The 25,595-nt window shown below is 64.8% G+C and carries 31 protein-coding genes and 1 tRNA gene; 30 read left to right on the top strand and 2 right to left on the bottom strand.

The window, feature by feature from the left end; all coding sequences use genetic code 11:
- The first annotated feature begins 21 nt into the window (after positions 1 to 21).
- The 22 genes from H0X90_RS18140 to tatC all read left to right on the top strand — a co-directional run bounded on the left by H0X90_RS18140 (position 22) and on the right by tatC (position 15,883).
- Positions 22 to 984: a VacJ family lipoprotein gene (locus H0X90_RS18140; RefSeq protein WP_020979879.1), complete on the top strand. Its 963-nt coding sequence runs from the start codon at positions 22 to 24 to the stop codon at positions 982 to 984.
- A 111-nt stretch (positions 985 to 1,095) separates the two neighbouring features.
- On the top strand, positions 1,096 to 1,725 hold the full coding sequence (locus H0X90_RS18135; RefSeq protein WP_012492305.1) for a phospholipid-binding protein MlaC: 630 nt from the start codon (positions 1,096 to 1,098) through the stop codon (positions 1,723 to 1,725).
- Complete coding sequence (locus H0X90_RS18130) at positions 1,722 to 1,997, top strand: lipid asymmetry maintenance protein MlaB (protein ID WP_006485329.1); 276 nt, start codon at positions 1,722 to 1,724, stop codon at positions 1,995 to 1,997. The genes H0X90_RS18135 and H0X90_RS18130 overlap by 4 nt, the downstream gene beginning before the upstream one ends.
- 193 nt (positions 1,998 to 2,190) lie before the next feature.
- The gene (locus H0X90_RS18125) at positions 2,191 to 3,117 is read left to right on the top strand and encodes an ABC transporter ATP-binding protein (protein WP_006485348.1); all 927 of its coding nucleotides are present in this window, start codon (positions 2,191 to 2,193) and stop codon (positions 3,115 to 3,117) included.
- Entirely contained in the window at positions 3,114 to 3,935 is an 822-nt protein-coding gene (locus tag H0X90_RS18120) for an ABC transporter permease (RefSeq protein WP_006485346.1), read from the top strand. Before H0X90_RS18125 ends, H0X90_RS18120 begins: the two co-directional genes overlap by 4 nt.
- A 53-nt stretch (positions 3,936 to 3,988) precedes the next feature.
- Complete coding sequence (locus tag H0X90_RS18115) at positions 3,989 to 4,228, top strand: BolA family protein (RefSeq protein ID WP_006477131.1); 240 nt, start codon at positions 3,989 to 3,991, stop codon at positions 4,226 to 4,228.
- Between the two features lie 14 nt (positions 4,229 to 4,242).
- Positions 4,243 to 5,592, top strand: a complete 1,350-nt coding sequence (gene murA, locus H0X90_RS18110) for a UDP-N-acetylglucosamine 1-carboxyvinyltransferase (RefSeq protein WP_077188929.1) — start codon at positions 4,243 to 4,245, stop codon at positions 5,590 to 5,592.
- Complete coding sequence (gene hisG / locus H0X90_RS18105; protein WP_006477129.1) at positions 5,589 to 6,242, top strand: ATP phosphoribosyltransferase; 654 nt, start codon at positions 5,589 to 5,591, stop codon at positions 6,240 to 6,242. Before murA ends, hisG begins: the two co-directional genes overlap by 4 nt.
- Positions 6,243 to 6,266: 24 nt before the next feature.
- Complete coding sequence (gene hisD, locus H0X90_RS18100; RefSeq protein WP_006494431.1) at positions 6,267 to 7,583, top strand: histidinol dehydrogenase; 1,317 nt, start codon at positions 6,267 to 6,269, stop codon at positions 7,581 to 7,583.
- 97 nt (positions 7,584 to 7,680) lie between these two features.
- Positions 7,681 to 8,754, top strand: coding sequence for a histidinol-phosphate transaminase (hisC, locus tag H0X90_RS18095; protein WP_077188930.1), 1,074 nt, complete (start codon positions 7,681 to 7,683; stop codon positions 8,752 to 8,754).
- A gap of 65 nt (positions 8,755 to 8,819) precedes the next feature.
- Positions 8,820 to 9,407, top strand: a complete 588-nt coding sequence (gene hisB / locus H0X90_RS18090) for an imidazoleglycerol-phosphate dehydratase HisB (RefSeq protein ID WP_011546606.1) — start codon at positions 8,820 to 8,822, stop codon at positions 9,405 to 9,407.
- 60 nt (positions 9,408 to 9,467) lie between these two features.
- Complete coding sequence (locus H0X90_RS18085) at positions 9,468 to 10,088, top strand: YchE family NAAT transporter (RefSeq protein WP_006485349.1); 621 nt, start codon at positions 9,468 to 9,470, stop codon at positions 10,086 to 10,088.
- The gene (gene hisH / locus H0X90_RS18080) at positions 10,085 to 10,726 is read left to right on the top strand and encodes an imidazole glycerol phosphate synthase subunit HisH (RefSeq protein ID WP_012492306.1); all 642 of its coding nucleotides are present in this window, start codon (positions 10,085 to 10,087) and stop codon (positions 10,724 to 10,726) included. The genes H0X90_RS18085 and hisH overlap by 4 nt, the downstream gene beginning before the upstream one ends.
- A 163-nt stretch (positions 10,727 to 10,889) precedes the next feature.
- A complete protein-coding gene (gene hisA, locus H0X90_RS18075; RefSeq protein ID WP_006477123.1) occupies positions 10,890 to 11,645 on the top strand; it encodes a 1-(5-phosphoribosyl)-5-[(5-phosphoribosylamino)methylideneamino]imidazole-4-carboxamide isomerase in 756 nt (251 codons plus the stop codon).
- 106 nt (positions 11,646 to 11,751) lie between these two features.
- Complete coding sequence (hisF, locus tag H0X90_RS18070; protein WP_006485327.1) at positions 11,752 to 12,525, top strand: imidazole glycerol phosphate synthase subunit HisF; 774 nt, start codon at positions 11,752 to 11,754, stop codon at positions 12,523 to 12,525.
- Complete coding sequence (gene hisI / locus H0X90_RS18065; protein WP_006494429.1) at positions 12,525 to 12,941, top strand: phosphoribosyl-AMP cyclohydrolase; 417 nt, start codon at positions 12,525 to 12,527, stop codon at positions 12,939 to 12,941. The genes hisF and hisI overlap by 1 nt, the downstream gene beginning before the upstream one ends.
- Positions 12,938 to 13,303, top strand: a complete 366-nt coding sequence (locus tag H0X90_RS18060) for a phosphoribosyl-ATP diphosphatase (RefSeq protein WP_006485344.1) — start codon at positions 12,938 to 12,940, stop codon at positions 13,301 to 13,303. Before hisI ends, H0X90_RS18060 begins: the two co-directional genes overlap by 4 nt.
- 70 nt (positions 13,304 to 13,373) lie before the next feature.
- Entirely contained in the window at positions 13,374 to 13,766 is a 393-nt protein-coding gene (locus tag H0X90_RS18055) for a membrane protein (RefSeq protein WP_006485332.1), read from the top strand.
- 31 nt (positions 13,767 to 13,797) lie between these two features.
- Positions 13,798 to 14,163: a histidine triad nucleotide-binding protein gene (locus tag H0X90_RS18050; RefSeq protein ID WP_006485352.1), complete on the top strand. Its 366-nt coding sequence runs from the start codon at positions 13,798 to 13,800 to the stop codon at positions 14,161 to 14,163.
- A gap of 93 nt (positions 14,164 to 14,256) precedes the next feature.
- A complete protein-coding gene (tatA, locus tag H0X90_RS18045) occupies positions 14,257 to 14,487 on the top strand; it encodes a Sec-independent protein translocase subunit TatA (protein WP_006477115.1) in 231 nt (76 codons plus the stop codon).
- Between the two features lie 26 nt (positions 14,488 to 14,513).
- Positions 14,514 to 15,053, top strand: coding sequence for a Sec-independent protein translocase protein TatB (gene tatB, locus H0X90_RS18040; RefSeq protein ID WP_006485331.1), 540 nt, complete (start codon positions 14,514 to 14,516; stop codon positions 15,051 to 15,053).
- 41 nt (positions 15,054 to 15,094) lie between these two features.
- Positions 15,095 to 15,883 (top strand): twin-arginine translocase subunit TatC, encoded by a 789-nt coding sequence (gene tatC, locus H0X90_RS18035; protein ID WP_006485341.1) that lies wholly within the window; start codon positions 15,095 to 15,097, stop codon positions 15,881 to 15,883.
- A gap of 209 nt (positions 15,884 to 16,092) precedes the next feature.
- Here the strand turns inward: tatC and H0X90_RS18030 are convergent, their stop codons facing one another.
- On the bottom strand, positions 16,093 to 17,298 hold the full coding sequence (locus H0X90_RS18030) for a Do family serine endopeptidase (RefSeq protein WP_006494427.1): 1,206 nt from the start codon (positions 17,296 to 17,298) through the stop codon (positions 16,093 to 16,095).
- A 21-nt stretch (positions 17,299 to 17,319) separates the two neighbouring features.
- On the opposite strand from H0X90_RS18030, the gene H0X90_RS18025 reads away from it, so the two are divergent.
- From H0X90_RS18025 to H0X90_RS17990, 8 genes are all read left to right on the top strand, one after another.
- Positions 17,320 to 18,066 carry a Nif3-like dinuclear metal center hexameric protein gene (locus tag H0X90_RS18025; RefSeq protein ID WP_006485336.1) on the top strand — a complete coding sequence of 249 codons (747 nt, stop codon included), beginning with the start codon at positions 17,320 to 17,322 and terminating at the stop codon, positions 18,064 to 18,066.
- A gap of 218 nt (positions 18,067 to 18,284) precedes the next feature.
- Positions 18,285 to 18,905 carry a ubiquinol-cytochrome c reductase iron-sulfur subunit gene (gene petA / locus H0X90_RS18020; protein WP_006491868.1) on the top strand — a complete coding sequence of 207 codons (621 nt, stop codon included), beginning with the start codon at positions 18,285 to 18,287 and terminating at the stop codon, positions 18,903 to 18,905.
- Positions 18,905 to 20,287, top strand: a complete 1,383-nt coding sequence (locus H0X90_RS18015; protein ID WP_006485333.1) for a cytochrome bc complex cytochrome b subunit — start codon at positions 18,905 to 18,907, stop codon at positions 20,285 to 20,287. Before petA ends, H0X90_RS18015 begins: the two co-directional genes overlap by 1 nt.
- Before the next feature lie 21 nt (positions 20,288 to 20,308).
- Positions 20,309 to 21,067, top strand: a complete 759-nt coding sequence (locus H0X90_RS18010) for a cytochrome c1 (protein ID WP_006477108.1) — start codon at positions 20,309 to 20,311, stop codon at positions 21,065 to 21,067.
- 94 nt (positions 21,068 to 21,161) lie between these two features.
- Complete coding sequence (locus H0X90_RS18005) at positions 21,162 to 21,773, top strand: glutathione S-transferase N-terminal domain-containing protein (RefSeq protein ID WP_006400565.1); 612 nt, start codon at positions 21,162 to 21,164, stop codon at positions 21,771 to 21,773.
- 71 nt (positions 21,774 to 21,844) lie between these two features.
- A complete protein-coding gene (locus H0X90_RS18000; RefSeq protein WP_059723936.1) occupies positions 21,845 to 22,360 on the top strand; it encodes a ClpXP protease specificity-enhancing factor in 516 nt (171 codons plus the stop codon).
- A gap of 18 nt (positions 22,361 to 22,378) precedes the next feature.
- Positions 22,379 to 22,454 (top strand) — tRNA-Thr (locus tag H0X90_RS17995).
- Positions 22,455 to 22,628: 174 nt separating this feature from the next.
- Positions 22,629 to 23,846, top strand: a complete 1,218-nt coding sequence (locus H0X90_RS17990; RefSeq protein WP_077188931.1) for an integrase arm-type DNA-binding domain-containing protein — start codon at positions 22,629 to 22,631, stop codon at positions 23,844 to 23,846.
- A 214-nt stretch (positions 23,847 to 24,060) separates the two neighbouring features.
- On the opposite strand, the gene H0X90_RS17985 is transcribed toward H0X90_RS17990, so the two are convergent.
- A complete protein-coding gene (locus tag H0X90_RS17985) occupies positions 24,061 to 25,290 on the bottom strand; it encodes a DUF5677 domain-containing protein (protein WP_196438159.1) in 1,230 nt (409 codons plus the stop codon).
- Positions 25,291 to 25,595: the final 305 nt, after the last annotated feature.

Here is a 25,595-nt window from a genome sequence, read left to right as displayed (position 1 = left end):
GAAAACAAGAGGGTAATGACCATGCACACGATCCGCATCAGGCACGCCGCGCTGGCGGTAGCGGCAGTCGCCGCGTTGAGCGGCTGCGCGACCGTGCAGACGCCGACCAAGGGCGATCCGCTCGAAGGCTTCAACCGGACGATGTACAAGTTCAACGACACGGTCGACACGTACGCGCTGAAACCGGTCGCGAAGGGCTACCAGTACGTGGTGCCGCAGCCGGTGCGCGACAGCGTGACGAACTTCTTCTCGAACATCGGCGACGTCTACATCGCGGCGAACAACATCGTGCAGCTGCGCATCGCGGACGGCGTCGGCGACATCATGCGCGTCGTGATCAACACGGTGTTCGGCGTCGGCGGTCTGTTCGACGTCGCGACGATCGCGAAGCTGCCGAAGCACACGGCCGACTTCGGGATCACGATGGGCCGCTACGGCATGCCGTCGGGCCCGTATCTCGTGCTGCCGCTGCTCGGCCCGAGCACGCTGCGCGACACGGCCGGCCTCGGCGTCGACTACGTCGGCAACCCGCTTACCTACGTGAAGCCGGATGGCCTGAGCTGGGGCCTGTTCGGCGTGAACCTCGTCAACACGCGTGCGAACCTGCTCGGCGCGGGCGACGTGCTGGACGCCGCGGCGCTCGACAAGTATTCGTTCGTGCGCAACGCGTACCTGCAGCGCCGTCAGGCGCTGATCAGCAACGCCCGCGGCGAGGCCGCCGTAACGTCGAACAACGACGCGCTGCCGAAGTACGACCTGCCGGAAGACGGCGCGGCACCGGCGGCAGCCGGCGCGGCCGGTACCGCGGGTGCGGCGGCGGTGGGCGGTGCGGCGCCGGCGGGCGCATCGGGCGCGGCGGTTGCTGCGCCGGCGTCGGGCACGGCCGAATCGCCGAACCCGGCCAGCGAGACGAACGTGCCGGCGATGCAGGTGGCGCCGCCGTCGCCGGGCGGGTTCCGGTTCCCGAGCATCCGGCTGCACTGACGGACTTACATTCGTTACAGCCGGAAACGATTCAGTCGGTAGCGTACGCGAACTTGCGCGTAAGCTACCTGCTCCAACCTTCGCATCGACTCATTCATGCAGGCCACTATGATGAAAAAACTGTTCCTGATCCCCGTTTTCGCGGCGCTGTTCTCGTTCGGCAGCGCAGCTCACGCGCAAGTCGACCAGTCGAACCCGCAGGCGCTGATCAAGACGGCGACCCAGCAGGTGCTCGACGAAGTCAAGCAGCAGACGATCAAGCAGGGCGACACCAACCGCATCATCTCGATCGTCAACAAGGACATCCTGCCGTACACCGATTTTCGCCGCACCACGCAGCTCGCGATGGGCCGCAACTGGCGCACGGCGACGGCCGAGCAGCAACAGCAGGTTCAGGAGCAGTTCAAGCTGCTGCTGATCCGCACGTATTCGGGCGCGCTCGCGCAGCTGAAGCCGGACCAGCAGATCCAGTACCCGCCGTTCCGCGCGGATCCGGCCGATACCGACGTCGTGGTCAAGACGGTCGCGATGAACAACGGCCAGCCGGTCCAGATCGACTACCGCCTGTACAAGACGGCGAACGGCTGGAAGGTGTATGACCTGAACGTGCTCGGCGCATGGCTGATCCAGACCTACCAGCAGCAGTTCAACGAGAAGATCCAGCAAAGCGGCGTGGAAGGGCTGATCCAGTTCCTGACGCAGCGCAACCAGCAACTTGCCGCCGGCAAGCAAGCGTCGTGAGCGGCTTCGAAGCCGGCTCCTCGCTGACCGTCGCGAGCGCGAAGTCCGCGCTCGCGGCCGGTCTTGCGCGCATCGGTGCGGGCGCAACCGCCGTCGATTGCGCGGCGCTGACGCAGTTCGACTCGTCCGCGCTCGCCGTGCTGCTCGCATGGCAACGTGCCGCCAAAGCGCGCGGCGCGACCCTCGACATCCTCAATCTCCCTCCGAAGCTCGCCAGCCTCGCGCACGCCTACGGCGTCGACGCGCTCATCGAAGGCACCGGGCGACATTGACCCTGTCCGACCGAAGCGTGCCGCGCCAGCCGGCGCGCGCACGCTTCAGGCCGCGCGCCGGCTGGCGCCGGCTCCCCCAGCCGGTTTGCCCTATAATCAAGCGTTTTGCGGGGCAGCCAATCGGCGTCCGGCCCCCATTTTCTTTCGCAGCAAGCACAGAATAGGCGTCGCGGCCCTGGCGTCGCGCACAGTCATGTCAGCCATAGAAATCCGTCACGTCAAGAAGCGCTACAAGTCGCTTCAGGCGCTCAAGGGCGTCAGCCTGTCGGTCGAGGAAGGCGAGTTTTTCGGTCTGCTCGGCCCCAACGGCGCAGGCAAGACCACGCTCATCAGTATCCTCGCCGGGCTCGCCCGGGCCGACGAAGGCAGTATCTCGGTGCGCGGTCACGACGTCGTCCAGGACTTCCGCAATGCGCGCCGCGCGCTCGGCGTCGTGCCGCAGGAACTCGTTTTCGACCCGTTCTTCACCGTCCGCGAGACGCTGCGGATCCAGTCCGGCTACTTCGGGCTGCGCCGCAACGACGACTGGATCGATGAAGTGATGGCCAATCTCGATCTCACCGAGAAAGCCGACGCGAACATGCGCGCGCTGTCGGGCGGGATGAAGCGCCGCGTGCTCGTCGCGCAGGCGCTCGTGCACCGGCCGCCGGTGATCGTGCTCGACGAGCCGACCGCCGGCGTCGACGTCGAATTGCGCCAGACGCTGTGGAAATTCATCTCGCGCCTGAACCGCGAGGGTCACACGATCGTGCTGACCACCCATTACCTCGAGGAAGCCGAGTCGCTGTGCGACCGCATCGCGATGCTGCGCCGGGGCGAAGTCGTCGCGCTCGACCGCACCGACGCGCTGCTGCGCCGGTTCGCGGGCCTGCAACTGTACCTGCGGTTCGCGACCGGTGCGCTGCCGGCCGAGCTGCGCGGGCTGGAGACCGATCCGGCCGCGCGCGCGCCGGGCGAGCACCTGCTGCGTCTCGGGAGCTACGACGAGGTCGAACGCATCCTCGCGCAATGCCGCGCGGCCGGTTGCACGTTCGACGAGATCGAGGTCCGCAAGGCCGACCTCGAGGATGTGTTCGTCCAGGTGATGAACGGGGCCGAGGTGATCGAGGGGCTGGCATGAATCAACACTCCCCACGCGAACTGCGTTCGCTGACGTCCGAGGGGACGGCCCGGCGCGTGCCGGGAAGCGGGTTTCGCACGCTGTTCTACAAGGAACTGCTGCGTTTCTGGAAGGTGTCGTTCCAGACGGTGCTCGCGCCGATCGTCACCGCGCTGCTGTATCTGACGATCTTCGGCCACGCGCTGTCGGGCCGCGTCGAGGTCTATCCGGGCGTCGAGTACGTGAGCTTTCTCGTGCCGGGCCTCGTGATGATGAGCGTGCTGCAGAACGCGTTCGCGAACAGCTCGTCGTCGCTGATCCAGTCGAAGATCACCGGCAACCTCGTGTTCATGCTGCTGCCGCCGCTGTCGTACCGCGACATCTTCGGCGCGTACGTGCTCGCGTCCGTGGTGCGCGGGCTCGCGGTCGGCACCGGCGTGTTCGTCGTGACGATCTGGTTTATCCCGATGCACTTCGCGGCGCCGCTGTTCATCATTGCGTTCGCGCTGCTCGGCTCGGCGATCCTCGGCACGCTCGGCCTGATCGCCGGGATCTGGGCCGAGAAGTTCGACCAGCTCGCCGCGTTCCAGAACTTCCTGATCATGCCGCTGACGTTCCTGTCCGGCGTGTTCTATTCGACGCACTCGCTGCCGCCCGTGTGGCGCGAAGTGTCGCGTCTCAACCCGTTTTTCTACATGATCGACGGCTTCCGTTTCGGGTTCTTCGGCGCGTCCGACATCAACCCGTTCGCGAGCCTCGCGATCGTCACCGGTTTCTTCGTGCTGCTCGCGCTGATCGCGATGCGGCTGCTCGCGACCGGCTACAAACTGCGTCATTGATATCGTCAGGCCGCGGCCGCCCAAGGCGGCGCGCGCCACAGGAGCCTTACACCATGTTGCCGACTCCCGAACAGGTCAAGCAATACATCGCCGGCGGTCTCGCCTGCACGCATCTGGAAGTCGAAGGCGACGGCCAGCATTTCTTCGCGACGATCGTGTCGGCGGCCTTCGAAGGCAAGCGGCCGATCCAGCGGCACCAGCTCGTCTATGCGGCGCTCGGCGATCGCATGAAGCAGGAAATTCACGCGCTCAGCATGAAGACGCTGACGCCCGCCGAATGGCAGAACGCATAAACGGAAATCACTGAGTGCAAGTCACCGTCAACGAGCGCGACGCCGTCCAGAGCGTCGCCACGGCACACCCGGCCGCCAACGGGGAATCGCAGGGACAGGGGATGGACAAACTCGCGATCGAAGGCGGTCGCCGCCTGTCCGGCGAGATCGTCGTGTCGGGCGCGAAGAACGCCGCGCTGCCGATCCTGTGCGCGGGTCTGCTCACCGCCGACCCGGTCGATCTCGACAACGTGCCGAACCTGAAGGACGTGCGCACGACGCTGAAGGTGCTGAACCAGATGGGCGTGAAGAGCGAGACCGACGGCTACCGCGTGCAGCTCGACGCGTCGCGCGTCGACAACCTCGTCGCGCCGTACGAGCTCGTGAAGACGATGCGCGCGTCGATCCTCGTGCTCGGGCCGCTGCTCGCGCGTTTCGGCGAGGCGAAGGTGTCGCTGCCGGGCGGCTGCGCGATCGGCGCGCGACCGGTCGACCAGCACATCAAGGGCCTGCAGGCGATGGGCGCCGAAATCAGCATCGAGCACGGCTTCATCGAGGCGCGCGCGAAGCGCCTGAAGGGCGCGCGCATCGTGACCGACATGATCACGGTGACGGGCACGGAAAACCTGCTGATGGCCGCGACGCTCGCCGACGGCGAGACGGTGATCGAAAACGCCGCGCGCGAGCCGGAAGTGAGCGATCTCGCACACTTGCTGGTCGCGATGGGCGCGAAAATCGACGGCATCGGCACCGATTGCCTCGTGATCCAGGGCGTCGAGCGGCTGCACGGCGCGCGTCATGCGGTGATCCCCGACCGGATCGAGGCCGGCACGTTCCTGTGCGCGGTCGCGGCGGCCGGCGGCGACGTGATGCTGACGGGCGTGCGCCCGCACATCCTCGACGCGGTGATCGACAAGCTGCGCGAAGCCGGCGTGTCGATCGAGGAAGGCGACAGCTGGCTGCGCGTGAAGATGGATCGCCGCCCGTCGGCGGTGACGATCCGCACGTCGGAATACCCGGCGTTCCCGACCGACATGCAGGCGCAGTTCATGGCCCTCAATACGGTCGCGACGGGCACCGCGCAGGTCGTCGAGACCATTTTCGAGAACCGCTTCATGCATGTGCAGGAGCTGAACCGGCTCGGCGCGAACATCACGATCGACGGCAACACGGCGCTCGTGACGGGCGTCGACAAGCTGTCGGGCGCGAACGTGATGGCGACCGACCTGCGTGCGTCGGCGAGCCTCGTGATCGCCGGGCTGCGCGCCGACGGCGAAACGCTCGTCGACCGCATCTATCACCTGGACCGCGGCTACGACCGCATGGAAGCCAAACTGACCGCCGTCGGCGCGAACGTGCGCCGCCTCTCCGGGAGCCAAGCATGACCGCGCCGCTGACCCTCGCCCTGTCGAAGGGCCGGATTTTCGAGGAAACCCTGCCGCTGCTGGCCGCCGCCGGCGTGCAGGTGGCCGAGGACCCGGAAACGTCGCGCAAGCTGATCCTGCCGACGACCGATCCGAACCTGCGCGTGATCATCGTGCGCGCGAGCGACGTGCCGACCTACGTCGAATACGGCGCGGCCGATTTCGGCGTGGCCGGCAAGGACGTGCTGGTCGAGCACGGCGGCTCGGGCCTGTACCAGCCGATCGATCTGAACATTGCGCGCTGCCGGATGTCGGTGGCCGTGCCGGCCGGTTTCGACTACGCGAACGCGGTGCGCCAGGGCGCGCGCCTGCGGGTCGCGACCAAATACGTCGAAACGGCGCGCGAACACTTTGCCGCGAAGGGCGTGCACGTCGACCTGATCAAGCTGTACGGCTCGATGGAGCTCGCGCCGCTGGTCGGGCTGGCCGACGCGATCGTCGACCTCGTCAGCTCGGGCGGCACGCTGAAGGCGAACAATCTGGTCGAGGTCGAGGAGATCATGGCGATCTCGTCGCGCCTCGTCGTGAACCAGGCCGCGCTGAAGCTGAAGCGCGCGGCGCTCAAGCCGATCCTCGACGCGTTCGAACGCGCGTCGCAGAATGGCGGTTGAGCGCATCACCGTAACGGAACTCCCATGTCCATCACCATCCGCAAGCTCGATTCGACGAACGAAGGCTTCGGCGCCGCGCTGCGCGCCGTGCTCGCGTTCGAGGCGAGCGAAGACGAAGCGATCGAGCAATCGGTCGCGAAGATCCTCGCCGACGTGAAGTCGCGCGGCGACGCCGCGGTGCTCGAGTACACGAACCGCTTCGACCGGCTGAGCGCGAACAGCGTCGCCGCGCTCGAATTGCCGCAGGACGCGCTGCAGACGGCGCTCGACGGCCTCGCGCCGAAGGCGCGCGCGGCGCTGGAAGCGGCCGCGGCGCGGGTGCGCGCGTACCACGAGAAGCAGAAGATCGAGTGCGGCACGCATAGCTGGCAGTACACGGAAAGCGACGGCACGGTGCTCGGCCAGAAGGTCACGCCGCTCGACCGCGTCGGCTTGTACGTGCCGGGCGGCAAGGCCGCGTATCCGTCGTCGGTGCTGATGAACGCGATTCCCGCGCGCGTCGCGGGGGTCGGCGAGATCGTGATGGTCGTGCCGACGCCGGACGGCGTGAAGAACGACCTCGTGCTGGCCGCAGCGCTGCTCGGCGGCGTCGATCGCGTGTTCACGATCGGCGGCGCGCAGGCGGTCGGCGCGCTCGCATACGGCACCGAGACGGTGCCGGCCGTCGACAAGATCTGCGGTCCCGGCAACGCGTACGTCGCGTCGGCGAAGCGCCGCGTGTTCGGCACGGTCGGCATCGACATGATCGCCGGGCCGTCGGAAATCCTCGTGCTGTGCGACGGCACGACCGATCCGAACTGGGTCGCGATGGACCTGTTCTCGCAGGCCGAGCACGACGAACTCGCGCAGTCGATCCTGCTGTGCCCGGACGGTGCGTTCCTCGATCGCGTCGAAAAGGCGATCGACGAGCTGCTGCCGACGATGCCGCGCCAGGACGTGATCCGCGCGTCGCTCGAGGGCCGCGGCGCACTGATCAAGGTGCGCGACATGGCCGAGGCGTGCCGGATCGCCAACGACATCGCGCCGGAACACCTCGAAATCTCGGCGCTGGAGCCGCAGCAATGGGGCCAGCAGATCCGCCACGCGGGCGCGATCTTCCTCGGCCGCTACACGAGCGAGAGCCTCGGCGACTACTGCGCGGGCCCGAACCACGTGCTGCCGACGTCGCGCACCGCGCGCTTCTCGTCGCCGCTCGGCGTGTACGACTTCATCAAGCGCTCGAGTCTGATCGAGGTCAGCGCGGAAGGCGCGCAGACGCTCGGCGAGATCGCGTCCGAGCTCGCTTACGGCGAAGGACTGCAGGCGCACGCAAGGAGCGCCGAGTTCCGGATGAAGGGCTGACCGCGCATTTTTGGAGCGGGCAGGAGACGAGTGCAGGGCGGCAGCCGCCGCCCTGCCGACCCTTTGACGCCGGCGCGACGCACGCCGGCTTGAGACCATGACGACGCCACAAGACATCATCCGCCGCGACGTGCTCGCGATGACCAGCTATCCGGTGCCGGACGCGAGCGGGTTCGTGAAGCTCGACGCGATGGAGAACCCGTATCCGCTGCCGGCGCCGCTCGCCGCGGCGCTCGGCGAGCGGCTCGCGCAGGTCGCGCTGAACCGCTACCCGGCGCCGCGCCCGGCCGCGCTGCTCGACAAGCTGCGCCACGCGATGCGCGTGCCGGCCGGCTGCGACGTGCTGCTCGGCAACGGTTCCGACGAAATCATCAGCATGATCTCGGTCGCGTGCGCGCAGCCGGGCGCGAAGGTGCTCGCACCGGTGCCGGGCTTCGTGATGTACGAACTGTCGGCGAAGTTCGCGCAGCTCGAATTCGTCGGCGTGCCGCTGCAGGCCGACCTGACGCTCGACGTCGACGCGATGCTCGCGGCGATCGCCGAGCACCGGCCGGCGATCGTCTATCTCGCGTACCCGAACAACCCGACCGGCACGCTGTACGACGATGCCGACGTCGAGCGGATCGTCGCGGCCGCCCGGCACAGCCTGATCGTGATCGACGAGGCGTACCAGCCGTTCGCCGAGCGTTCGTGGCTGCCGCGCGCCGCCGAGTTCGACAACGTCGTCGTGATGCGCACTGTGTCGAAGCTCGGCCTCGCGGGCATCCGCCTCGGCTACCTCGTCGGCTTGCCGGCGTGGCTGAACGAATTCGACAAGGTGCGCCCGCCGTACAACATCAACGTGCTGACCCAGGCGACCGCCGATTTCCTGCTCGATCACCTCGACGTGCTCGACGCGCAGGCGGCCGAATTGCGCGCGGAACGCACCCGCCTGGCGCAGGCGGTGGCCGCGCTGCCGGGCGCGACGGTGTTCCCGAGCGCCGGCAATTTCCTGCTGGTGCGCGTGCCGGACGCGGCCGCCGTGTTCGATGCGCTGCTCACCGAGCGGGTGCTGGTCAAAAACGTGAGTAAAATGCATCCATTACTGGCCGAATGCGTGCGGCTGACCGTCGGTTCTCCCGACGAAAACGCCCGCCTGCTGGCCGCCTTGAAACTCGCGCTGCCCGGTTGAGCCCAGGGCGCGGCGGCGCGCGACGATCAATCCCCATTTACATCAGACTCGATCAAGGAATTGTCATGCGTGTGGCGGAAGTCGTTCGCAATACCAGCGAAACGCAGATCCGTGTGAAGCTCGATCTCGACGGCACCGGCCGGCAGAAGCTGGCCACCGGCGTGCCGTTTCTCGACCATATGCTCGACCAGATCGCGCGACACGGTCTGGTCGATCTCGAGGTCGAAGCGCACGGCGACACGCATATCGACGACCACCACACGGTCGAGGATGTCGGCATCACGCTCGGTCAGGCCGTCGCGAAGGCGATCGGCGACCGCAAGGGCATCCGCCGCTACGGCCATTCGTACGTGCCGCTCGACGAGGCGCTGTCGCGCGTCGTGATCGATTTCTCCGGCCGGCCCGGCCTCGAATTTCACGTGCCGTTCACGCGCGCGCGGATCGGCACGTTCGACGTCGACCTGTCGATCGAATTCTTCCGCGGGTTCGTGAACCACGCGGGCGTCACGCTGCACATCGACAACCTGCGCGGGATCAACGCGCACCATCAGCTCGAGACGGTGTTCAAGGCCTTCGGCCGGGCGCTGCGCGCGGCGGTGGAACTCGACGAGCGGGCGGCGGGGCAGATTCCGTCGACCAAAGGCAGCCTCTAACTTCCGAACGGACGACGCCAAGGACGACCTCACGGCTTCGGCGCGGCGCGCCGGCGTGCGATGGATCTGCTCAAATCGTTCATTTCGCTGCTCGCGCTGATCAACCCGGTCGGCGCGGTGCCGTTTTTCCTGAGCCTGACGGCGCAGCAGACGGACGACGAGCGGCGTCGCACGATCCGGATCGCATCGGTGTCGGTGTTCTGCGTGATGACGGTGACCGCGCTGCTCGGGCAGCAGATCATCAACTTCTTCGGCATTTCGGTCGGGTCGCTCGAAGTGGGCGGCGGGATCATCATGCTGCTGATGGCGATCAACATGCTGAACGCGCAGATCGGCAACACGCGATCGACGCCGGAGGAACGCCACGAAGCCGAGCTGAAGGACAACATCGCGGTCGTGCCGCTGGCGATTCCGCTGCTCACGGGCCCCGGCTCGATCAGCACGGTGATCATCTATGCGGCGAACGCGCATCACTGGTATGAACGGGCCGGGCTGGTCGCGATCGGCGCGGTCCTGGCTTTTCTGTGTTTCGTCGCGATGCGGCTCGCCGAGCCGATCGCGAACTGGATCGGCCGCACCGGCATCAACATCGCCACGCGGCTGATGGGTCTGATGCTGTCGGCGCTGGCGGTGGAATTCATCGTCAATGGACTGAGGGCGCTACTGCCTGCACTGAGATGAAAACTTCGATTGCGATTGTGGATTATGGGATGGGCAACCTGCGCTCGGTCGCGCAGGCGCTCAAGAAGGCCGAACCGGCCGCCGACGTGGCGATCGTCGACACGCCGGCCGCGATTCGCGCGGCCGACCGCGTCGTGCTGCCCGGCCAGGGTGCGATGCCGGACTGCATGCGCTGCCTCGGCGAATCGGGCCTGCAGGAGGCCGTGATCGAGGCGTCGCGCACGAAGCCGCTGCTCGGCGTATGCGTCGGCGAGCAGATGCTGTTCGACTGGAGCGCGGAAGGCGACACGAAGGGCCTCGGCCTCCTGCCCGGCAAGGTTGTGCGTTTCGAGCTCGACGGCCGCGTGCAGGACGACGGCTCGCGCTTCAAGGTGCCGCAGATGGGCTGGAACCGCGTGCGCCAGGCGCAGCCGCACCCGCTGTGGGACGGCGTGCCCGACGACGCGTATTTCTACTTCGTGCACAGCTATTACGTGACGCCGGACAACCCGGCGCACACGGTCGGCGAAACGGCCTACGGCGCGCCGTTTACGTCCGCGGTCGCGCGGGACAACCTCTTCGCGACCCAATTCCACCCGGAGAAAAGCGCGGAGGTCGGGTTGCGTCTGTATCGCAACTTCGTACACTGGAAACCGTAAACGTGGTGCGCGAGCCACAGTCGCCCTGGCCGAAAGGCCTGTCGCACGGGGCTTGCCCGCCTAAGCGCCGAAAGAGTTGTACTAAACTAGCGAGACGGCGCGGCACCGGTTTGGCCGGTACGCGCCGGATTCTTTTCTTTTTCCACGACGACACCCGATTGCTATGTTGCTGATTCCGGCCATCGACCTCAAAGACGGTCAGTGTGTGCGCCTCAAACAGGGCGATATGGACCAGGCCACGATTTTTTCCGAGGACCCGGCGGCGATGGCCCGCAAGTGGGTCGATCTCGGCGCCCGGCGGCTCCATCTCGTCGACCTGAACGGCGCATTCGCCGGCAAGCCGAAGAATCTCGAGGCGATCGAAGCGATCCTCGACGAAGTCGGCGACGAAATTCCCGTCCAGCTCGGCGGCGGCATCCGCAGCCTCGAGACGATCGAGAAGTATCTCGACGCCGGCCTGTCCTACGTGATCATCGGCACGGCGGCCGTGAAGAACCCGGGCTTCCTGCAGGACGCGTGCACCGCGTTCTCCGGCAGCATCATCGTCGGGCTGGATGCGAAGGACGGCAAGGTCGCGACCGACGGCTGGAGCAAGCTGACCGGTCACGAGGTGATCGATCTCGCGAAGAAGTTCGAGGATTACGGCGTCGAATCGATCGTCTACACGGACATCGGCCGCGACGGGATGCTGCAGGGCATCAACATCGACGCGACCGTGAAGCTCGCGCAGGCGGTCGGCATCCCGGTGATCGCCAGCGGTGGCCTGTCGAACCTCACGGACATCGAGAGCCTGTGCGAAGTGGAAGAGCACGGCGTCGAAGGCGTGATCTGCGGCCGTGCGATCTACTCCGGCGATCTCGATTTCGCGGCCGCGCAAAAGCGCGCGGACGAACTGAACGGCGAACTCGACAACGCGTAACCGCGGTTGTCCCGTTCGCCGGGGCTGCCCGCAGGCGGCCCCGACCGGAAGCCTCGCGCGAGGCTTCCGCAACCGGCCGTCCCAGCGCGGCATTTGGCGCAACATCATGGCTCTAGCTAAACGCATCATCCCCTGCCTGGACGTGACCGCCGGGCGTGTCGTCAAGGGCGTCAATTTCGTCGAGCTGCGCGACGCCGGCGACCCCGTCGAAATCGCCCGCCGCTACGACGACCAGGGTGCCGACGAACTGACCTTCCTCGACATCACCGCGACGTCCGACCAGCGCGACCTGATCCTGCCGATCATCGAAGCCGTTGCGTCGCAGGTGTTCATTCCGCTGACCGTCGGCGGTGGCGTGCGCGCCGTCGAGGACGTGCGGCGCCTGCTGAACGCGGGCGCGGACAAGGTCAGCATGAATTCGTCGGCGGTCGCGAACCCGCAGCTCGTGCGCGACGCGGCCGACAAGTACGGCTCGCAATGCATCGTCGTCGCGATCGATGCGAAGCGCGTGTCGGCCGACGGCGAGGCGCCGCGCTGGGAAGTGTTCACGCACGGCGGCCGCAAGAACACGGGCCTCGACGCGATCGAATGGGCGCGCAAGATGGCCGAACTCGGCGCCGGCGAGATCCTGCTCACGAGCATGGACCGCGACGGCACGAAGTCGGGCTTCGATCTCGCGCTCACGCGCGGCGTGTCGGACGCGGTGCCGGTGCCGGTGATCGCGTCGGGCGGCGTCGGTTCGCTGCAGCACCTGGCCGACGGCATCAAGGACGGCCGCGCCGACGCGGTGCTGGCCGCGAGCATCTTCCACTACGGCGAGCACACGGTCGGCGAGGCGAAGCGCTTCATGTCCGACCAGGGCATCGCGGTGAGGCTGTGATGAATACGGAAACGAAATCCCTGCCCGCGTGGCTCGACAAGGTCCGCTGGGACGACAACGGCCTCGTGCCGGTGATCGCGCAGGAAGCGTCGACCAACGACGTGCTGATGTTCGCGTGGATGAATCGCGAGGCGCTCGCGAAGACGGTCGAGACGCAGCGCGCGGTCTACTATTCGCGTTCGCGCAAGCGCCTGTGGTTCAAGGGCGAGGAGTCGGGCCACGTGCAGCACGTGCACGAAGTGCGGCTCGACTGCGACGAGGACGTCGTGCTGCTGAAGGTCGAGCAGGTGTCGGGCATCGCATGCCACACCGGCCGGCATTCGTGCTTCTTCCAGAAATTCGAAGGCAACGTGGACAGCGGCGACTGGGTCGCGGTCGAACCGGTGCTGAAAGACCCCGAACACATCTACAAATGACGCAATCGACCGAAGACACGCTGCTGCGCCTCGCGGCCGTGATCGATAGCCGCAAGGGCGGCGACCCCGACCAATCGTACGTGTCGCGCCTGTTCCACAAGGGCGACGACGCGGTGCTGAAGAAGATCGGCGAAGAGGCGACGGAAGTCGTGCTGGCCGCGAAGGACGTGCGGCAGGGCGGCGCGCCGACCGCGCTCGTCGGCGAGGTGGCCGACCTGTGGTTCCACTGCCTCGTGATGCTGTCGCATTTCGACCTGAGCCCGGCTGACGTGATCGCCGAACTCGAGCGTCGCGAAGGCTTGTCGGGCATCGAGGAAAAGGCGCTGCGCAAGCGTCGCGAGCGCGAGGAAAACGGCGGGTGACGGGCACGCCCCGCCGCGGTGGCAACAGTGCGGTAAGCTGTAAGAATTGTCATCTAACGGGGGTAGCATCATGAACGATACGTCGAACCAGTTTCCGACGCCCGCGGTGCCGGGAGCCGCGGATGCCGAACGCCTGAACGGGCTGCGCACGCTGACCCACGTGCTGTACGGCCTCTATGCGATTCACTGGCTGACGGGTGGCGTCACGGGCATCATCGCGATCATCATCAACTACGTGAAGCGCGGCGACGTGGCCGGCACGCCGTACGCCGATCACTTCGAGTGGCAGATCCGCACGTTCTGGCGCGCGCTGATCGCGTACGTGATCGGCATCGCGCTGCTGTTCGTGGGGGTGGGATTCGTGATCATGTTTGTCACATGGATTTGGACGCTGTACCGTATCATCAAGGGTTGGCTGTACCTGAACGACAACAAGGCGCTCGATCCGCAGGCATGGTTCTGACCGGCCGCGCGCGGGCGTCTGCAGGAGCAACATGAGTCACGATCCGAATTGCCTGTTCTGCAAGATCGCGGCAGGCGAGATCCCGAGCACGAAGGTGCACGAGGACGACGAATTCGTCGCGTTCCGCGACATCCGCCCGGCGGCCGACACGCACGTGCTCGTGATTCCGCGCCAGCACCTGCCGACGCTGTCGGCGGCGAGCGACGCCGATGCGCCGATGCTCGGCCGGCTGATGCTGCTCGTCGCGCGTCTGGCCGACCAGCTCGGCGTCGCGTATACGGGCGGCGAAACCGGTTTCCGTACGGTGATCAACACGGGCCCGGGCGGCGGGCAGGAGGTCTACCACCTGCACGCGCATATCCTGGCCGGCCCGCGCCCGTGGCAGCGAATGGGTTGACGCAGCGGGGCGTTTCCCCGCATCGATAGTCGAAGCCGGCGTGCCGCCGGCGATTTGCGCCGCGACGCGGCGTGGTTGAGGAGAGGTTTCATCATGGGTGGATTGAGCATTTGGCACTGGCTGATCGTGCTGCTGATCGTCGCGCTGGTTTTCGGTACGAAGAAGCTGCGCAACATCGGCAACGACCTCGGCAGCGCCGTGAAGGGTTTCAAGGACGGCATGAAGGAAGGCGAAACGCCGGCGGATGCGCAGCAACTGCCGCGTTCGGGTGCGGTCGACGTCAACGCGAAGGAAACGACGCGTTCCGATTCGAACAAGGCGTAACGCCGGCACGCTGACAGGCATTCGCGATGCTGGATCTCGGTCTTTCGAAGATGGCGCTGATCGGCGTCGTCGCGCTCGTGGTGCTCGGCCCCGAGCGCCTGCCGCGCGTCGCGCGCACGGCAGGCGCGCTGTTCGGCCGCGCGCAGCGGTACATCAACGACGTGAAGGCCGAGGTCTCGCGCGAAATCGAACTCGACGCGCTGCGGACGATGAAGACCGATTTCGAATCGGCCGCGCGCAATGTCGAGACGACGATTCACGACAACTTGCGCGAGCACGAGAAGGCACTGAACGACACGTGGCATTCCGCGGTCGGCGGTCTTGACGGGGCTGCCGGCGACGCCGGGTCCGTCGGTTCCCCTGGTTCCGATACGCCCGCGGCGCCGTCGTGGCGCGGCAGTTCGGCCGCGCTTGCGCCGAAGCGCCGCAACTGGCGCATCAAGCAGGCGGCGACGCCCGTCTGGTACAAGCGCGCGACGACCCGTCGCACGCACGTGCAGTCGGGCGCCGCGCGTGTCGCGCGTCATCAGCCGGCCAGCCTGCGCCGGCCGACGCGCTTCTTCTGAGTCGAGCGCATGCTCGCTCGTCAATCCTACCGAGGGCCGGTGTGAGCGACCCCCAGCAGAACCCGGGCGACGCCCCGGAAGAAACCTTCATTTCCCATCTCGTCGAGCTTCGCGATCGCATCATTCGCGCGGGCTTGGCCGTGATCGTCGTGTTCCTCGGGCTCGTCTACTGGGCGCCGGACATCTTCAAGCTGCTCGCGCGGCCGCTGATGGACAACCTGCCGAAAGACGGCAAGATGATCGTCACCGACGTCACCGGCTCGTTCTTCGTGCCGATGAAGGTCACGATGCTCGTCGCGCTCGTGATCGCGCTGCCGATCGTGCTGTACCAGATCTGGGCGTTCGTCGCGCCGGGGCTGTACCAGCACGAGAAGAAGCTCGTCGCGCCGCTCGTCGGCAGCAGCTACTTCCTGTTCCTGTGCGGGATGGCGTTCGCGTACTTCCTCGTGTTCCCGACGATCTTCCGCGTGATGGCGCACTACAACGCGCCGCTCGGGGCCGAGATGACGACCGACATCGACAACTACCTGAGCTTCGTGCTCGGGATGTTCATCGCGTTCGGGGTCACGTTCGAGGTGCCGATCGTCGTCGTGCTGCTCGTCCGGATGGGCGTGCTGTCGCTGAAGAAGCTGAAGGAAATGCGGCCGTACGTGATCGTCGGCGCATTCGTGGTCGCGGCGGTCGTCACGCCGCCGGACGTGTTTTCGCAACTGATGCTGGCGCTGCCGCTCGTCGTGCTGTTCGAGATCGGGCTGCTGGCCGCGCGGTTCTTCGTGCCGAAGAAGCCGGCCGAAGAGGGCGAGGCGGGGAACGGCGAAGCCGCGGGTTGACGGCGCGGCGCCGGGCGGCTTTCCGGTCAAGCTGGAGGGGCCGGTACCTGCTGCGGTTGGCTCCGGCCAGCGCGTGCCCACGCCGCCTTCGCGGCACCCGACATCGTTTTGAAGCAAAGCAAAAGGGCAGCCAGCCGGCTGCCCTTTTCCATTTCCGCGGCGCATCACGACGCGTCGCAACCGGCAGGCGGCGCGCCGCCTGCCCAGCCTCATTCGCTATCGCTGTCCTGCTCGTCGAGCGTCTGCTTCGGCGGCGGCGGGCGCTTGCCGATCACGACGTTCACGTCGAACTGCTTGCCCTTGCGTACGACGTGCACCTTGGTCGGTGTGCCCGGCTTGATCTGCGCGACGACGTTCAGCAGCTTCGTGGTGTCGGTGATGTCCTCGCCGTTGACGCTCACCAGGATGTCGCCCGGCTTGATGCCGGCCTTGTCGGCCGGGCCGCCCTGCAGCACGCCCGCGACGATCGCGCCCGATTTCTGCTGGAGCCCGAACGACTCGGCGATCTCCGGCGTGACGTCCTGCGGCTCGACGCCGATCCAGCCGCGCGTGACCGAGCCCGTCGTGATGATGCTTTCGAGCACCGTGCGCGCGGTCGAGACCGGAATCGCGAAACCGATGCCGAGCGAGCCGCCGGAGCGCGAGTAGATCGCCGTGTTGATGCCGAGCAGGTTGCCGTTCACGTCGACCAGCGCGCCGCCGGAGTTGCCGGGGTTGATCGGCGCGTCGGTCTGGATGAAGTTCTCGAACGTGTTGATGCCGAGGTGGTTGCGGCCGAGCGCGCTGATGATCCCCATCGTGACCGTCTGGCCGACGCCGAACGGGTTGCCGATCGCGAGCACGACGTCGCCGACGCGCGACTGGTCGGAGCGGCCGAGCGTGATCGTCGGCAGGTTCGTCATGTTGATCTTGAGCACGGCGAGATCGGTTTCGGGATCGCTGCCGATCACCTTCGCGGTGGCCGTGCGGCCGTCGGCGAGCGCGACTTCGATCTGGTCGGCGCCGTCCACGACGTGCTGGTTCGTTAGAATGTAACCTTCCGGGCTCACGATAACGCCCGAGCCGAGGTTGGCGGCCGGCTCGTCCTGCTGCTTGCGGGCGTTGCGGTCGCCGAAGAAGTAACGGAACAGCGGATCCTTCGCGCGCGGGTCGGGCGGCAGCGAGCCGTCCTTGCTGGAGAACACGTTGACGACGGCCGGCATCGCCTTCTGCGCGGCTTCGGCATACGACGTGGTCGCCGGTGCGCCGCCGATGCCCGGCGCGACTTCCCGCAGCGCGACGATCGGCGTGGCAAGCTGCTTGCCGAGCTGTCCTTGCCGTTGCAGCCATTGCGGCTTGAGCGTCACGACGATGAACATCAGCGCGAGCAGTACGGTCACCGCCTGCGCGAAGAACAGCCAGAAGCGTCTAAGCATCTGAATGGATTAGAGGTTTATATGGATCGGATCGAACTTGAATTGTACTTGAACAATACCCTTGAAACCGCGCGCTTCAAGGACTATTGCCCGAACGGCCTGCAGGTCGAGGGGCGCCGCAAGATCGAGAAGATCGCCACCGGCGTGACGGCGTCGGTCGCCTTCCTCGAAGCCGCGCTCGAATGGGGTGCGGATGCCGTGCTCGTCCATCACGGCTATTTCTGGCGCAACGAGGCGCCGCAGATCACCGGCCGCAAGTATCAGCGCCTGAAGCTGCTGCTCGCGAACGACCTGAACCTGTTCGCGTTCCACCTGCCGCTCGACGCGCATCCCGAATTCGGCAACAACGCGCAGCTTGGCGAAAAGCTCGGCCTGATCGGCGAGCAGCGGTTCGGCGAAGGCGATCTCGGCTGGATGGCGACGCTGCCGATGCCCGTCACGCTCGAGCACTTCGTCGCGAAGGTCGAGAACACGCTGGGCCGCACGCCGCTCGTGCTCGGCGATCCGGACACGCAGTTGCGCCGCATCGCGTGGTGCACGGGCGCCGCGCAGAGCTATTTCGACGCGGCGATCGACGCCGGCGCGGACGTGTTCCTGACCGGCGAGGTGTCCGAGTCGACCACCCACGCGGCGGCGGAGAGCGGCGTCGCGTTCGTTGCGGCGGGGCACCATGCGACCGAGCGCTACGGGATCCAGGCGCTTGGGCGCCACTTGTCCGAAGAATTCGATCTCGAACACCTTTTTATCGATATTCATAATCCGGTCTGAGCGCCGGATTTGCGGCAGTGCATCGAAATTTCACAATGTAGCATCCGCTTAAAAGTGAAATGATTTAATCGCTCCGATAGTGGGGGATAACCCTTAACTATCAATCACTTCGAAGGGATTTTCATCTCCGGGCCTTGTAAATGGCGACTCCATTCGAGCAAACTAGCGGCGGAATGGAAAGTCGTGACGGAAAATCCAACTCAGAAGTGGGGCGTGTGATGCGAGACAAGGAAGAGAAACGCGTCGACAGCGGCCGCCGTACCTGGCTGATTGCGACATCCGTAGCAGGTGGCGTAGGAGGCGTAGCCACCGTCATACCTTTCGCGGCGTCGCTTGCGCCGTCCGCGAAAGCGAAAGCGGCCGGTGCGCCGGTCGAGGTCGACATCAGCGGCCTGAAGCCCGGCGAAATGGTCACCGTGCCGTGGCGCGGCAAGCCGGTCTGGATCCTGAATCGCACCGATTCGATGCTGGCCGACGTGGTCAAGGCCGACAAGGAAGTGGCCGATCCGGCCACGAAATCCCCGTATTCGATGCCGTTGCCCGCGTATTGCGCCAACGAATATCGGTCGCGGGCCGATCGCAAGAACATTCTCGTCGTGATGGCCGTGTGTACGCACCTCGGCTGCACGCCTAGCCAACGCTTCACGCCGGGTCCGCAGCCGAACCTGCCGGACGACTGGCCGGGCGGTTTCCTGTGCCCGTGCCACGGTTCGACCTACGACCTCGCCGGCCGTGTGTTCAAGAACAAGCCGGCGCCTCAGAATCTCGACATCCCGCCCTACATGTTCACGTCGGCGACGACCCTCGTGATCGGCAAGGACGAGAAAGGAGAAGCGTGATGGCCGCCGACAACAAGGAAGTCTCCACCACAGGTTTCACCGGCTGGATCGACCAGCGCTTCCCGCTCACGTCCACCTGGAAGAAGCACGTATCCGAGTATTACGCGCCGAAGAACTTCAACTTCTGGTACTTCTTCGGCTCCCTCGCGCTGCTGGTGCTCGTCAACCAGATCGTCACGGGCATCTTCCTGACGATGAACTACAAGCCCGACTCGATGCTCGCGTTCGCGTCGGTCGAGTACATCATGCGCGAGGTGCCGTGGGGCTGGCTGATCCGCTACATGCACTCGACCGGTGCATCGATGTTCTTCGTGGTCGTCTACCTGCACATGTTCCGCGGGCTGCTGTACGGTTCGTACCGCAAGCCGCGCGAGCTCGTGTGGATCTTCGGCTGCGCGATCTTCCTGTGCCTGATGGCCGAAGCGTTCTTCGGCTACCTGCTGCCGTGGGGCCAGATGTCGTTCTGGGGCGCGCAGGTGATCGTGAACCTGTTCTCGGCGATCCCGTTCGTCGGCCCGGACCTGTCGCTGTGGATTCGCGGCGACTACGTCGTGTCCGACGTCACGCTGAACCGCTTCTTCGCGTTCCACGTGATCGCGATTCCGCTGGTGCTGGTCGGCCTCGTCGTCGCCCACCTGGTCGCGCTGCACGAAGTGGGGTCGAATAACCCCGACGGCATCGAGATCAAGGCGAAAAAGGACGAGAACGGCATTCCGCTCGACGGCATCCCGTTCCACCCGTACTACTCGGTCCACGATTTCCTCGGCGTGTGCGTGTTCCTGATGGTGTTCGCGCTGATCGTGTTCTTCTCGCCGGAGATGGGCGGCTACTTCCTCGAGGCGAACAACTTCGTCCCGGCGAACCCGCTGCAGACGCCGCCCGAGATCGCGCCGGTCTGGTACTTCACCGCGTTCTACGCGATGCTGCGCGCGACCACCGACCCGTTCAAGATCGTGCTGATGATCGTGATCGCGCTGCTCGGCGTGCTCGCGCTGATCCGCGCGCGCGGCAAGTGGAAGGTCGGGCTGCCGGTGCTGGCGGCCGCGATCGTCGTGTTCATGTACCTGACGGAGTCGAAGTTCTGGGGCGTCGTCGTGATGGGCTCGGCGGTGATCTCGCTGTTCTTCCTGCCGTGGCTCGACCGCAGCCCGGTGAAGTCGATCCGCTACCGGCCGCTGTTCCACAAGGTGTTCCTCGGGATCTTCGTCGCGGCGTTCCTGACCCTCGCGTTCCTCGGCACGCGGCCGCCCTCGCCGGCGGCGACGCTGATCGCGCAGTTCTGCGCGTTGATCTACTTCGCGTTCTTCCTCGGCATGCCCGTCTGGACGCCGCTTGGCACGTTCAAGCAGCCGCCGGAGCGGGTGCGCTTCAAGCCCCATTAACGTGAGCGAGGAGAGAACGACATGAAGAAACTGCTTTCGACACTCGCGCTGATCGGGGCGACCGCCTGTGCGCTGCTGGCGGCGCCGGCCGTGCGGGCGGAAGGTAATTTTCCGCTCGACCGGGCGCCCGATAACACGGAAAATCTCGTTTCGCTTCAGCACGGCGCGCAATTGTTTGTAAACTATTGCCTGAACTGCCACAGCGCGAACCTGATGCGCTACAACCGTCTGACGGATCTGGGCATATCCCAGAAGGAGATCGAAACGAATCTCCTGTTCACGACCGACAAGGTCGGGAACACGATGTCCGTTGCGATGCGGCCCGACGACGCGAAGAACTGGCTCGGCACCACGCCGCCCGACCTGTCGGTCGAGGAGCGCGCGCGCGGCCGCGACTGGCTGTACACGTATCTGCGGAGCTTCTACCGCGACGATACGCGGCCGACCGGCTGGAACAACGCGGTGTTCGAGAACGTCGGCATGCCCCATGTGTTGTGGCAGCTGCAGGGGCAGCGCGTTGCCAAATTCGAAGACAAGACGGACGAGGAGACGGGCGAGAAGGCCCACGTGCTCGTCGGCTTCCAGCAGGTCACGCCGGGCACGCTCTCGTCGCCCGACTACGATGCTGCGGTCGCCGACCTGGTGGCCTATATGACATGGATGTCCGAGCCGGCCCAGCAGACCCGCAAGCGCCTCGGCGTCTGGGTGCTGATCTTTCTCGGTGTCCTGACTTTCCTGGCCTGGCGGCTGAATGCCGCGTACTGGAAAGATATCAAGTAAACACGCCTGACCGGCGTGGGGCCGGCGCAAGGCGGAACCCGTGAAAGGGGTTGCGCCGCGTGCCGGCCCTCGGCTTTTTTGAGGAAACGCAAATATGATGGTTCTGTATTCCGGCACAACTTGCCCGTTCTCCCAGCGTTGCCGGCTGGTGCTGTTCGAGAAGGGCATGGACTTCGAAATCCGCGACGTCGACCTGTTCAACAAGCCGGAAGACATTTCGGTGATGAACCCGTACGGTCAGGTGCCGATCCTGGTCGAGCGCGACCTGATCCTGTACGAATCGAACATCATCAACGAGTACATCGACGAGCGCTTCCCGCATCCGCAACTGATGCCGGCCGACCCGGTGCAGCGCGCCCGTGCGCGCCTGTTCCTGCTCAACTTCGAGAAGGAACTGTTCGTCCACGTCAGCACGCTCGAGAACGAGAAGGGCAAGGCGGCGGAGAAGAATCACGAGAAGGCCCGCCTCGCGATCCGCGATCGCCTGACGCAACTCGCGCCGATCTTCGTGAAGAACAAGTACATGCTCGGCGAAGAGTTCTCGATGCTCGACGTCGCGATCGCACCGCTGCTGTGGCGCCTGGATCACTACGGCATCGAGTTGTCGAAGAACGCCGCGCCGCTGATGAAGTACGCCGAACGGATCTTCAGCCGTCCGGCCTACATCGAAGCACTGACGCCGTCCGAAAAGGTCATGCGTCGTTAATGTTGCAATGAAGGCATGACGGAGCGGGTGGCGCGGCGTGCCGCGCGCCCGCTCCGGGTTCGAGGATTGTGATGCAAGAGATTTCAACGAAGCCTTATCTGCTGCGCGCGTTGTACGAGTGGTGCACCGATAACGGTTACACGCCGCATATCGCGGTGAGGGTCGACAACTCGACGCGCGTGCCGCGTCAGTTCGTGCGTGACGGCGAGATCGTGCTCAACATCAGCTTCGAGGCGACGAGCCAGTTGCAGATGGGCAACGAGTGGATCGAGTTCACGGCCCGGTTCTCCGGGAAGGCGCACAAGATCGAGATTCCGGTGGCCAACGTGCTCGCGATCTATGCGCGCGAGAACGGGCAGGGCATGGCGTTCCAGGTCGATGCGGTCGCGGGCGAAGGTGAGGATTCGGGCGCGTTCGACGATGAGCAAGCCGATGACGCGCAGCGTGACGAGTCCGTCTCGCCGTTGGCGCCGGTCGCCGATAGCGGTGCGAACGAGGAGCCGTCCGAAGGGGCCGACGAACCGCCGAAAACCGACGGCGACGGCTCGAAAGGCGGCAGCAGACCTCGCCTCAAGATCGTGAAATGAGGTAGAATCTCGCGCTACGCCGGCTTAGCTCATCTGGTAGAGCAGTTGATTTGTAATCATCAGGTGGCGGGTTCGAGTCCTGCAGCCGGCACCAAACACTAGTATCAAGTAGTACCGGGAAGTCCCAAAACCCGCGTCCAGCCTAGCGCTGACGCGGGTTTTTTGTTTCTGGAAGTGCCGAGTAGAACCGGGGCATCCCGGAAATTTGGGGGTAAGATTCGGGGTATGACTTCTCGGATTTGGGGGTATGCCGTACCCCCGGCGAACAATGAAGACCAAACCTCTTACCGACGCCAAGTGCCGCAACGCTAGATTCGATGAGGCCGGGGGAAACAAACTCTTCGACGGCGGCGGCCTGTATCTCGATCTGCGCTCCAGTGGTTCGAAGAAATGGCGGCTCAAATATCGGTTCAATGGCAAAGAAAACCTGCTGACGTTCGGCGACTATCCCGCGACGTCGCTCGCTGATGCTCGGTCGAGGCGTGACGAAGCGAAGCGGCTGTTAGCGGAAGGGAAGAACCCTGCGTTCGAGCGTGACGTTGAGAAGCAGACTCGCGCTATTGCCGCACAGAACACCTTCGAGGCCGTCGCGCTGGAGTGGTACGAAGCGCAGCAAGCGACATGGAGCGCTTCGCACGCGAACCGAGTCAAGAAACAGCTCGATCGCGAGGTGTTTCCCCTGATCGGCCAGCGTCCGATTTCTTCGATCAGCGCACCGGATTTGCTCGCGGTCATTCGACGAATCGAAGGTCGAGAGGCGTTCGAGACGGCGCGCAAGACGTTGCAGACGTGCGGCCAAGTCTTTCGCTATGCCGTTGCAACGAGCCGTGCCGAGCGAGATCCGTCACCGGACCTGCGAGGCGCATTGAAGGCGGTTCCCGTCAAGCATATGGCGCGAGTCGGGGAAAGCGAGCTACCGGAGCTGCTTCGCTCGATCGCTGCCTACGAGGGAGAGCCGGAGACTCGGCTCGCTCTGCGGTTCTTGGCATTGACCTTCGTTCGCACTATCGAGCTGCGGCAGGCGGAGTGGACTGAGATCGACTTGGAGCGCCGAGAGTGGCGCATTCCGGCCGAGAAGATGAAGATGCGTCGTGTGCATATCGTGCCGCTCTCCGAGCAGACGATCGCGCTGCTTGCCGAGCTGCGCGCGCTGACGGGCCATCGTCGCTGGCTCTTCCCGAACAGCCGTAGACCGTTGCAGCAGATGAGCGAGAACACGATCCTGTACGCGCTCTACCGCATGGGCTATCGCAGTCGCATGACCGGACACGGGTTCCGGGGTCTCGCTTCAACGATCTTGAACGAGAAGGGATTCAATTCCGACTGGATCGAGCGTCAGCTCGCCCACTCGGAACAGGATGGTGTGCGGGCGGCATACAACCATGCCGAGTATCTTTCTGAGCGCCATCGCATGATGCAATGGTGGGCGGACTATCTCGACAAACAGATTGGGGCGAAGGTCATCCCGATCGCGGCGGCAAGATAGACCGCTGCGCGTATGAGTCAGCGTCGCGTCCGAGGTCGCTTGGCCGCCACTTCATCAGGGGCGGCGATCGACGCTGAGCGGAAGTTGGTGCCGGCAGAAAATTGCCCGCTTTACATCGGATCGCTGCCAATGACCGAATTGTCGATAACTTCACGAGGTGACGGAAGAACCCGTTGAATGGATGAAAAGAGAGCGCTGATAAGCTGTCTATTCTTTATGCTTCGGCAGTCTTGAACAGTAGTTCCCGCGCCGCGTAGTCAATGCGAAATGCATGCGGCCCTCCGAGCGCCCGTTCCAGAGCTTCACCCGTTGCTGGCCCCCCGTTGAGCTTCACGCTCCAGAAATACGGATCGAAATATTTCAATTCGACACCGTCCTGCTCTGAGTCGTCGCGCTCAAGTATCACGTCGCCAGTCGGTCGATATATGAAAGTCGTCTTGTAGGCTACCTCGCCCGTTCTCTTGAAGCGCATGGCGAGCGTGTCCGAGGCATCATGGATGTGTTCCTCGCCTATAGCAAGCGCAGGTGGGTTGGCCGTTAGTTCGGAAACATCTGGTTCCGAAGTTGGTTGTGCCGGCGACGGCTTATGAGCTGCAAACAGTTCATGAACGTTATCCCTCGTCGCAACGAGGAGCGTAGCCGCCATGCTTAAGCAAAGCGCAGAATAACTCTCCTCCGAAGGGCTCGGCAGTCCGCGCCCCCGGTCGTCTCCAGTGTGCCCGATGCGATAGAACGACATGGGCAGCGCGTGGACATGACTCGAAAACAGCACATAGATCCAACGGAAGGTTCTTAGGTCGATACCTGCACGCTCAGCAATAACTTCCATCGGCAAGAGATACGCGTTCTGACCGTGGAGCAGACGCTTGTGGTGCTTTTTGTCGATGGTGGTTAAGAATGGATTCTCGAGTAAGCGTGATCGAAGATCTTCGGCAGTTGCGCGCAGGGCTTCTACCTGATCTGCGTTTTCGAGAGCCTCGAACATGCGGATTCGAGACGTGCAATCATGAAGGTTGAACAAATTCCAGCGAAATTTCCATTCATCCTCGGAGCATTGGTCCACACACAGATAGTAGAACGCGACGCGCAGCTCGATGAGTGTGCGAGCAATGCCAGTCATCGAGCTGTAGTCCCAATGCTCAATTTTCTTCTCAGCCCAAGGCGTGTGCGGCGCCAGCATCAGAAGGCTAACGCTCTTGGTAATCATGAGGGTGAATAGAACTGACGCATAAAAATGTTGGCTCGTGGGTGAAGGAATGCCTCCATAGGAACGAGAAACAAACATGCACTCACGGGCAATCTCATCGAGCATCCGCAGACGCTCGAGATAGGATTCTGACGGCTCGGGACCGAGCGCGCCCAAGTCGACAATCTCCTCTAGATTGGACGTGCTAACTTCGTCGGGCGTCTGATTATCCGGTTGCTGATGCATATCGTGGTTCATTCTGTCATTCCCAATATTGGCCGCGTCATCCGTTCGGCTGAGCTCGCCAGCTGAATGATAGGGGTATTAGCCCGAGCTAGCGGAGCCGGCATGTAGATCGATCGTTGAAAGCAATTCGTCAACGACTCAAGCCCAAGCCGCCTGTCCGCTAATCGCCCTTTATATGACCCCCTTGCCGCGCACCTCCCACCGATTTTTCAGAGTTGGCACCGCACTGCCGGCTCCTTGCATTTCGGTATGAATATGACCCCCTTAGGCGCGCCGGGAGTAGGAAAAACACGCGGGTGTGAGCCCCCGCGTCTTTG

This window comes from Burkholderia sp. 9775_39, assembly GCF_015712225.1.
In the GTDB taxonomy this organism is placed as follows: domain Bacteria; phylum Pseudomonadota; class Gammaproteobacteria; order Burkholderiales; family Burkholderiaceae; genus Burkholderia; species Burkholderia cenocepacia.
The sequence above is the reverse complement of the archived record's forward strand: the minus strand, read 5'-3'. Positions and strand labels throughout refer to the sequence as shown.

Bases quoted from the DNA above. Each gene is read 5' to 3' on its own strand.
- H0X90_RS18140 (WP_020979879.1), top strand. From the start codon at position 22: ATGCACACGATCCGCATCAGGCACGCCGCGCTGGCGGTAGCGGCAGTC.
- H0X90_RS18135 (WP_012492305.1), top strand. From the start codon at position 1,096: ATGAAAAAACTGTTCCTGATCCCCGTTTTCGCGGCGCTGTTCTCGTTC.
- H0X90_RS18125 (WP_006485348.1), top strand. From the start codon at position 2,191: ATGTCAGCCATAGAAATCCGTCACGTCAAGAAGCGCTACAAGTCGCTT.
- H0X90_RS18120 (WP_006485346.1), top strand. From the start codon at position 3,114: ATGAATCAACACTCCCCACGCGAACTGCGTTCGCTGACGTCCGAGGGG.
- H0X90_RS18115 (WP_006477131.1), top strand. From the start codon at position 3,989: ATGTTGCCGACTCCCGAACAGGTCAAGCAATACATCGCCGGCGGTCTC.
- hisG (WP_006477129.1), top strand. From the start codon at position 5,589: ATGACCGCGCCGCTGACCCTCGCCCTGTCGAAGGGCCGGATTTTCGAG.
- hisD (WP_006494431.1), top strand. From the start codon at position 6,267: ATGTCCATCACCATCCGCAAGCTCGATTCGACGAACGAAGGCTTCGGC.
- hisC (WP_077188930.1), top strand. From the start codon at position 7,681: ATGACGACGCCACAAGACATCATCCGCCGCGACGTGCTCGCGATGACC.
- hisB (WP_011546606.1), top strand. From the start codon at position 8,820: ATGCGTGTGGCGGAAGTCGTTCGCAATACCAGCGAAACGCAGATCCGT.
- H0X90_RS18085 (WP_006485349.1), top strand. From the start codon at position 9,468: ATGGATCTGCTCAAATCGTTCATTTCGCTGCTCGCGCTGATCAACCCG.
- hisH (WP_012492306.1), top strand. From the start codon at position 10,085: ATGAAAACTTCGATTGCGATTGTGGATTATGGGATGGGCAACCTGCGC.
- hisA (WP_006477123.1), top strand. From the start codon at position 10,890: ATGTTGCTGATTCCGGCCATCGACCTCAAAGACGGTCAGTGTGTGCGC.
- hisF (WP_006485327.1), top strand. From the start codon at position 11,752: ATGGCTCTAGCTAAACGCATCATCCCCTGCCTGGACGTGACCGCCGGG.
- hisI (WP_006494429.1), top strand. From the start codon at position 12,525: ATGAATACGGAAACGAAATCCCTGCCCGCGTGGCTCGACAAGGTCCGC.
- H0X90_RS18060 (WP_006485344.1), top strand. From the start codon at position 12,938: ATGACGCAATCGACCGAAGACACGCTGCTGCGCCTCGCGGCCGTGATC.
- H0X90_RS18055 (WP_006485332.1), top strand. From the start codon at position 13,374: ATGAACGATACGTCGAACCAGTTTCCGACGCCCGCGGTGCCGGGAGCC.
- H0X90_RS18050 (WP_006485352.1), top strand. From the start codon at position 13,798: ATGAGTCACGATCCGAATTGCCTGTTCTGCAAGATCGCGGCAGGCGAG.
- tatA (WP_006477115.1), top strand. From the start codon at position 14,257: ATGGGTGGATTGAGCATTTGGCACTGGCTGATCGTGCTGCTGATCGTC.
- tatB (WP_006485331.1), top strand. From the start codon at position 14,514: ATGCTGGATCTCGGTCTTTCGAAGATGGCGCTGATCGGCGTCGTCGCG.
- H0X90_RS18030 (WP_006494427.1), bottom strand. From the start codon at position 17,298: ATGCTTAGACGCTTCTGGCTGTTCTTCGCGCAGGCGGTGACCGTACTG.
- H0X90_RS18025 (WP_006485336.1), top strand. From the start codon at position 17,320: ATGGATCGGATCGAACTTGAATTGTACTTGAACAATACCCTTGAAACC.
- petA (WP_006491868.1), top strand. From the start codon at position 18,285: ATGCGAGACAAGGAAGAGAAACGCGTCGACAGCGGCCGCCGTACCTGG.
- H0X90_RS18015 (WP_006485333.1), top strand. From the start codon at position 18,905: ATGGCCGCCGACAACAAGGAAGTCTCCACCACAGGTTTCACCGGCTGG.
- H0X90_RS18010 (WP_006477108.1), top strand. From the start codon at position 20,309: ATGAAGAAACTGCTTTCGACACTCGCGCTGATCGGGGCGACCGCCTGT.
- H0X90_RS18005 (WP_006400565.1), top strand. From the start codon at position 21,162: ATGATGGTTCTGTATTCCGGCACAACTTGCCCGTTCTCCCAGCGTTGC.
- H0X90_RS18000 (WP_059723936.1), top strand. From the start codon at position 21,845: ATGCAAGAGATTTCAACGAAGCCTTATCTGCTGCGCGCGTTGTACGAG.
- H0X90_RS17990 (WP_077188931.1), top strand. From the start codon at position 22,629: ATGAAGACCAAACCTCTTACCGACGCCAAGTGCCGCAACGCTAGATTC.
- H0X90_RS17985 (WP_196438159.1), bottom strand. From the start codon at position 25,290: ATGAACCACGATATGCATCAGCAACCGGATAATCAGACGCCCGACGAA.